Source organism: Aquidulcibacter sp. (assembly GCF_044346625.1).
Lineage (GTDB): Bacteria > Pseudomonadota > Alphaproteobacteria > Caulobacterales > Aquidulcibacteraceae > Aquidulcibacter.
Map to the genome: position 1 here is coordinate 1 of NZ_JBIIYV010000105.1, position 7,157 is coordinate 7,157.

The window sequence follows — 7,157 nt, forward strand, 5'->3', positions numbered from 1 at the left end:
GCGTGGCTTGGCGCAGAGTTTTGGCGGGTCCCCGCTCGCAGCTAACGCTGCGGCGGGGATAACACGCTACCGGGTCGTTTGGCTCACACTAAACGGACCCTTTCAGGTTTGGCTTGACCATGTTGCGAAAGGATAACGGCCATCAGCTGGCTTTGCGCGCGGCCACCAGTGTCGGGCGCCGACCGTCCACGCCATACAGATTGACCTTGAGGCTCGACATTGCATTGACAAGCGCATTGGGCGCATAGACCACAGGGCCAACTGGGGCAATCTTGGGGAAACGTTCAAAGATTTTTTCAAACGACAAGCGCAGCTGCATCTGTGCGATCCGCGAGCCAAGGCACTTGTGTACCCCATGGCCGAACGCGAGGTGCTTGTCGTAATTATCGCGCATCATGTCAAAGCGGTCTGGGTCGGGGAACATCGTAGGATCGCGATTGGCGGCCCCATACCACATCACTACTTTCTCGTCCTTGGCGATCCTTTGACCGTTCAATTCCGTCTCTTCCAGCGCGGTGCGGCGCATGTGTTTCACAGGGGAGACCAGACGCAGCGCTTCTTCGGCCATGCGCGGGATTAGCTTTGGGTCATCCAGCACCATCTGCCGTTGGTCCGGGAATTCGTGGAGCAGCTGGATTGTGCCGGTCAGCGAATTGCGGCTGGTGTCGTTGCCAGCGAAGATGATCAAAAGCCACGCACCGTCGAGATGTTCTTGGGGCAATTCTTCCCCGCCCAGCTTGGAACGGGCAATGGCAGTCAAGAGATCCTCACGCGGGCGGGCGCGCCGGTCGGCCATGACCCCTTCGCCATAAGCGAACATGGCATCGACCATATTGAAAAACCGGAACGGAAATAGCGGTTCCTTCAAGATCGTTTGCCACGGGTTTGCCAAATATTGCGACGCCATTTCGAGATAGTGCATCCATTGCACGATCCGCGGCCGGTCTGCTTCATCGACACCGAGCATCTCACACAAGGTGAATAGCGGGACCTGCTCGGCAAACATCTTCACGAAGTCGACTTCTGGCCCCTTGCGCTCCATCTCGTCCAGCAAGCCGTCGATATGGGCGCTGACCTTGTCGCGGACCTTGGCCACATAGGCCGGGATGAAGAAATCCTTCTGCTGGATGCGGGCTTCCATATGCATGGGTGCATCCATATTGATCAGAGAGTTAAGCGCAGCCGGGATCAGCTTCTTCGGCTTCCATTTCTCACGTGCCTGAATACCCAAATTGATGCTGCCGCGCTGGGACGAGAATACCTGCGGATTGAGCTCGACCGACTTCACATCCTCATAGCGGCTGACTGACCAGAATCCAGAGATGCCACGATAGCCGGGGGTCCAATGCACCGGTGCCTCGTCGCGAAGTTGCCTGTAGAACTCCCACGGATGCCCGCCTGTCCAGGACGCTGGATTGCCCAACTGGAACCCGCCAATCAGCGGATAGGCCGCCGAATGGGTTGGGTCTATCTGTCCTGTATCGATGAGAACATCGTCACTAATCAGCTGCATGGCTCTAGAGCTTCCCTGGCAAGGCGCGACGGTCTGACGCCGGCTTGGTACAGACAGCTATATGGCCACTTCACCGAGCGCGACAAGCCCATAGGCCAGAGCAATACACTCGTCGTCGCGCTGCGGAGCCTTCGTTGCACGGCGCAGCGAGAAGACCCCTTCAGCTGGGCAAAAACCGACACAGGCGAGCATCAAGTCTTCCTGCCCCGTGTTCGCCGACAAATACAAAGAGCCGCGCTTGTTTGTGTCACCCTATAATCCGGCTCCGCCAAAGCACCAATTGGGACGATTTAATCACAAGTGCGTTTCAATAATGGCGCATTATCAAGTCTAGGGCTTTTCTATACGGTTTGCGCCAGATCGGAGACCAAATATGCCTCAACAACCCGCCTTTTTCATCCCACACGGGGGAGGGCCTTGCTTCTTCATGGACGACCCAAAGGGTATGTGGACTGGGATGGCACGCTTCTTGGAAACCTTGCCAGAGCGTTTAGCGACGCCTCCGAAAGCCATTTTGATTGTGTCAGCGCATTGGGAAACCAAAGGCTTTGCCTTTACAGGAGCGCAACAGCCCAGCCTGATTTATGACTATTATGGTTTTCCACCCCACACGTATGACTTGACCTATGGTGCGCCTGGCGCGCCCAGCCTTGCAGCGCGCGCAGCGGAACTCATGCGCGAGCAGGGCTTTGAAGCCTCTGTTGATCCAGATCGTGGGCTCGATCATGGGGCTTTTATTCCGCTAAAGGTGGCGTTTCCCGCAGCCGAAATTCCGGTTGTTGAAATGTCTATAGAACGCAGCTTTGATCCTGCCTTGCATGTCGCCGCTGGCAACGCACTGGCTAGCCTACGCGAAGAAGGCGTCTTGATCCTTGGATCCGGCATGAGCTTTCATAACATGCAGGCCTACGGGGATCCGCGCTCGTCCCCCGGCGCACGTGCCTTTGATGATTGGTTGACTGAGACGGTCCAATCGGATGCCATAGAGCGAGCGGATCTTCTTGCGCACTGGTCAAAGGCCCCATCCGCTCGCTTTGCCCACCCACCCCGCCAAGAGGAGCATTTGTTACCTTTAATGGTTGCGGCGGGCACAGGAGCCGGGAAAGGTGAGCGCATCTACAACGAAGAGGTTCTTTCGACCGCTTTGTCAGGCTACCGCTTTTGAGACTTCAGAGACGAAGAAGAATACACTTATTGTTTTCACCAGAGGGCTCTAGCCATCTTGGAATGTGTCATCGCATCGATGGTACGCGCCTTTAGGATGGATGAGCGGCGATGATTGTTCAAGCAAATGAACATCGCACCGACTTCAATCATGTGGCTAGTCGTGCGGCCCGAATCTCGGCGATCTCATTATTGAGCTTTGCGGCAAAAAACGCATCGCAACCAAGACAAACATTGGCGACCTCACGACCTTTGCCGTCAACTTGGACCGAAGCTGTGCGGTAGTCTTCTCTGCTCCAACCCAAAGTCAGACCCATGGCTTCGGGATCGCCAGCATTGATCGCTTCAAAAGCAGGGTGGCCCTTTAGACTGTTGAGGATATCGACCAATCTTTCTTCGGTCAGATTGCCAAGCGGAGCTTTAGTCTTGAGACAACAGGGGTAGATCGACCCATCCGGCTCAATGGCGACTTCGCTGCCAGCTTGGCCATGATTGAGGAAGTTCCTGCCGCCACTCCATCTGGCGCAAAAATTCGTTTCATAAGTCGCATCGGACAAGCCATTAGCCCAAGCCCGTCCCCTTGGCCACAATTCACCAATCCAGAGGTCAGGTTGCGCACCAAAGAAGAGGAAATAGGGGCCTTTACCGCGTTCTGACCGCGTAGGCACAGGGGTTTTAAGTTTGGGATCGCGCTGCCCGCCTAGCCCGACTTCTTGGACGCCAAATTGATCCATCATGGCGCGGATTTTATCCATCAGCTTGAATTTTTTATTGCCTTCAAGACCGACGTGGTAGTCATCAATGGACGCAATCGCGATGGTTCCAACGCCGCGCGCCAGCATCGCCTCGATATGCTCAGGCATTAAAATATCGCCCGTTGTTTGAATGCAGATATGCGGTGCTTTCGCCCCCCAGCGCCTTTGAATGGCTTCTAAGACTGGATAAAACAGCTCTTCACGGACGCCATCGATCAAGAGCTCGCCGCCCGCCAACACCAACAGCCCCTGTCTGCGCCGCGATGGATCTTTGGGATCGGCATAGGTGAAATCATCCGGTAAATTGGCAAGGATTGCCTCGTAGGCGGACTGACCTTCTGCCACCACCCGCGTTAAATCATCGCGGACATAAGGCCGAAACCGATCATCATAACAATGGACGCATTTCCGGTGGCAAGCCCAAGTCAGAACCCAATAGATCGCTTCCATCTTATCTCCAAAGTCTCACCTGCCGCCTAAGATCGTGTATCTGCCGCCGGGAGTATACCTGTCGCACGGGCATGGCGACCATAAACCAACTCAAATAAAGGCCCCGCCATGAGGGTCGTCACAATCGCCATCACGACCATAATTGAGAATAGCGCCGGCTCAATAATGCCGCGTTGCAGGCCAATGTTGAGAATGATCAACTCCATCAGGCCACGGGCATTCATCAAAGCCCCAATGCCCATCGCTGTGCGATTGTCTTCCCCCGTTGCCCGCGCCGCCGCATAGCAGGCAAGGCCTTTGGCCGCGATGGAAATTACCAGGATGACCAAAGCGATAAAGAAGAGATGCCACGTGTTCACAAGGGTCAATTGGGTATGCAGGCCAGAATAGGTAAAGAAGAGCGGTAGCAACATCACGGCAGTGACGGGTTCGAGCTTTTCCCGCAGGGTCTCTGAGAATTTGCCCTTTGGCATGACTGCGCCCAAAACAAAGCCACCAAAGACCGCATGAATGCCTGCAATATCCATCGCGAAGGCACACAGTGCAAAGGCGATCAGGACATAGGCAAGGCTAATCTCGCTAATGCCGCCGTCGCGCTCCATCATCTTTGCCAAGGGAGCCGTAAGCTTCCGGCCAAACAGGGCCATAAAGATCGCGAATGCAAACGCACCGCCGATCGCCACAATGGCCACCATGGGACCACCACCAAAGCTTGCGAGCACAATGGCCAAAACACACCAGGCACCGGCATCGTCAATTGCGCCTGCCGATAGCGCGAGGGTTCCCAGAGGCGATTTGCTCAAGCCCTTTTCATGAATAATCCGGGCCAGCATTGGGAAGGCGGTAATGGCAATGCAAGCACCCATGAAGAGCTGGGCTTCCCACGTGGCCAATTTGGCATTGAATAATCCAGGTGTCTGCATCAGCCACGGCGTAATGAGAAACGCACAGACAAAGGGGACGGCGATGCCTGAAATCGAAACAGCCGCGGCACTCTTGGCTCGTGAAACAAAGTGCGAGGTATCAAACGTTAAGCCGACAATGAACATGTAAAGACCGACGGCCAGCTGCGCGCCGACAAACAAAATGGGCTTGGATTCTGGCGGAAAAATCAGGCTTTGAAGTTCAGGAGCGATCAGTCCAAACAGAGACGGTCCAAGGCAGACCCCGGCGATCATCTCACCCACAACCTGGGGCTGCCCAAGAAAGCGTTTGCCAATCCAGCCAAAAACCCGGCATGCCAAAAGGATCAGGGCCAATTGGGCAAAAAAGGCTATGCTTAGGTCCTGTGGGGTCATCGAGGCCGATCTCTCCGAGTCTGTTGCGACTTTCGGCCTCGCTTCTGCCAGAGGTGGACCACCCATACAAGACAAGCGGCATGGATGCCCACACAGGGTCAAGACTAAGCCCAAAGCCGCCTCGATCGACAAGACTCAGCAGCTAAACCTATCTCGTGAGACGTGCTCTGGATGAAAGGCAACCAAGTCAGGCCCGAGAAGGCGACCAGAAAGTTCATCAAGTTTCAGTGATTTACTTTTGATCAGGGTCCAAGTGGATCCAATCCCGTTCCAGTAACTTGGAGGACGCAAACAATAAGGCGGCTGCGATGAGATAAAAGCTACTGCCGCAAAGGATAGAATAGCGCAGCGACTCCTCGCCAAATTGGGCGCTTAATCCATCTGACATGGCACCTAAGAGCAAGTCTCCCAGACCAATGCCGACTAGATTATTGATGAGGAGAAAAAGAGCCGAAGCGGTTGCCCGCATATTGGGTGGCACGATGCCTTGAAAGGCGGCCAGAACAGGGCCGAGCCAGGCGAGCCCTAAAGCTGTCGGGATTAGGAACACGAAGAATGACACCCAAATGGAGTCAGACAAAATACCAAACGCGAAGAAAGGTGTTGTAGCAACAAAAGCCAGCGCAGGAACAAGGGCATAAGCGCCTTTATTCTTCGCCCCAAAGCGATCCCCCAATTGACCACCCAACCAGATACCAATCAGGCCACCAACCAGCACAATCGTGCCGTAAAAATAACCTGCGTAGAGGAGGGGGCCTGCCCCTGCGGGGATCATCCAATCCGGCAGCCAAGCCATGGCTTTACCTAAGTCCTCACCCCAAGAGCGCACAAAGAAAGCTGGCAGCCACGCAAACAAGCCATAGCCCATCATCGAAGAAGATGCGGCTCCTAAGGACAGCGTCCAGAAGCTTGGCTTCTTGACCAAGACAGACATGACTTCACGCAATTTCGCCGGCGCGACTTTGGCCCCCGGCGGATCATAGCGACCGCGGACGGGCTCCTTCATGAGGATCTTAAAAATCGGGGCGAACAAAACGCCCATCAAGCCGACAATGATAAAGGCCCATCGCCAGTCCAAAACCGTGGCGATCACGCCTCCAAAAATGATACCAACGGCTGAGCCGATCGGAATCCCGAAGGAATAAGCCGCCATGGCACGCCCGCGCCGTTCTGGGGGATAATAATCCGATAACAGGGAATAAGCAGGCGCAACGCCGCCCGCCTCGCCCACACCAACCATCAGCCGAGCGGCGAATAATTGCCAAAAATTCTGGGCAAGACCACATAGCGCCGTCATGGCGCTCCACAGCGTCAGCGCAATGGTCATGATCCACGTCCGGTTAAACCGGTCAGCCAACAAAGCGATGGGTACACCCAAGGTCGCATAGAATAACGCAAAGGACAGGCCGCGCATGAGGCCCAGTTGGGTGTCACTTAATCCGAGTTCTTTTTGAATCGGGATCGACAAAATCCCGATGATCTGCCGGTCCAAGAAGTTGAAAGTATAGACGATGACCAAAAGGGTCAGAACAAGCGTGCGATAGGCAGGGCTTGGATCATTGGCCTGTGTGGGTTGCATGGTCATCTCTCTTTAGAAAAACAAAATGCCCCCGGATTTCGCCGGGGGCACCAAGGGCTCGGGGGGATTAGAATTTAGCAGAAAGGCTCAAGGTCACCGTCTTTGGCGGACCATAGAAGCTGTTTTGCACATTGCCGAACGTTGCCCCAGCGAAGGAGTAACCGCCGACCTTGTAGCGCTCATCGGTCAAGTTACGCCCGGTCATAGCCAGACGGAACACGCCGTCTTCGCTGTTCCAACCGATACCCGCATCAACCAAGGTCACGGAGTCCAATTGGTCCACCAAAGGATTGACGAACTCAAACATGCTGTACTCGCTGCGGTAGGAGCCCGACAAAGTCGCATCAAGAGAGCCCATCGTGCCAAGGTCACGCGTGTATTTAAGCGCGACATTGCCA

Annotated in this window: 5 protein-coding genes and 1 pseudogene; 1 reads left to right on the forward strand and 5 read right to left on the reverse strand. The window is 55.0% G+C overall.

The window, feature by feature from the left end:
- Positions 1-142: 142 nt before the first annotated feature.
- Positions 143-1,513, reverse strand: coding sequence for a cytochrome P450 (locus ACIQ20_RS15185; RefSeq protein ID WP_395781761.1), 1,371 nt, complete (start codon positions 1,511-1,513; stop codon positions 143-145).
- Between the two features lie 373 nt (positions 1,514-1,886).
- On the opposite strand from ACIQ20_RS15185, the gene ACIQ20_RS15190 reads away from it, so the two are divergent.
- Positions 1,887-2,678 carry a DODA-type extradiol aromatic ring-opening family dioxygenase gene (locus ACIQ20_RS15190; protein WP_395781763.1) on the forward strand — a complete coding sequence of 264 codons (792 nt, stop codon included), beginning with the start codon at positions 1,887-1,889 and terminating at the stop codon, positions 2,676-2,678.
- Positions 2,679-2,826: 148 nt separating this feature from the next.
- Here ACIQ20_RS15190 and ACIQ20_RS15195 read toward each other — a convergent pair whose 3' ends face one another.
- From ACIQ20_RS15195 to ACIQ20_RS15210, 4 genes and pseudogenes are all read right to left on the reverse strand, one after another.
- Positions 2,827-3,882: an SPASM domain-containing protein gene (locus ACIQ20_RS15195; protein WP_395781765.1), complete on the reverse strand. Its 1,056-nt coding sequence runs from the start codon at positions 3,880-3,882 to the stop codon at positions 2,827-2,829.
- A 26-nt stretch (positions 3,883-3,908) separates the two neighbouring features.
- Positions 3,909-5,180: a cation:proton antiporter gene (locus ACIQ20_RS15200; RefSeq protein ID WP_395781767.1), complete on the reverse strand. Its 1,272-nt coding sequence runs from the start codon at positions 5,178-5,180 to the stop codon at positions 3,909-3,911.
- A gap of 232 nt (positions 5,181-5,412) precedes the next feature.
- Entirely contained in the window at positions 5,413-6,759 is a 1,347-nt protein-coding gene (locus ACIQ20_RS15205) for a spinster family MFS transporter (protein WP_395781769.1), read from the reverse strand.
- Positions 6,760-6,826: 67 nt separating this feature from the next.
- Positions 6,827-7,157 (reverse strand): annotated as a pseudogene (locus ACIQ20_RS15210) (TonB-dependent receptor); the annotation flags it as partial.

Coding starts and splice junctions, on each gene's coding strand:
- ACIQ20_RS15185 (WP_395781761.1), bottom strand. CDS start 1,513: ATGCAGCTGATTAGTGACGATGTTCTCATCGATACAGGACAGATAGAC.
- ACIQ20_RS15190 (WP_395781763.1), top strand. CDS start 1,887: ATGCCTCAACAACCCGCCTTTTTCATCCCACACGGGGGAGGGCCTTGC.
- ACIQ20_RS15195 (WP_395781765.1), bottom strand. CDS start 3,882: ATGGAAGCGATCTATTGGGTTCTGACTTGGGCTTGCCACCGGAAATGC.
- ACIQ20_RS15200 (WP_395781767.1), bottom strand. CDS start 5,180: ATGACCCCACAGGACCTAAGCATAGCCTTTTTTGCCCAATTGGCCCTG.
- ACIQ20_RS15205 (WP_395781769.1), bottom strand. CDS start 6,759: ATGCAACCCACACAGGCCAATGATCCAAGCCCTGCCTATCGCACGCTT.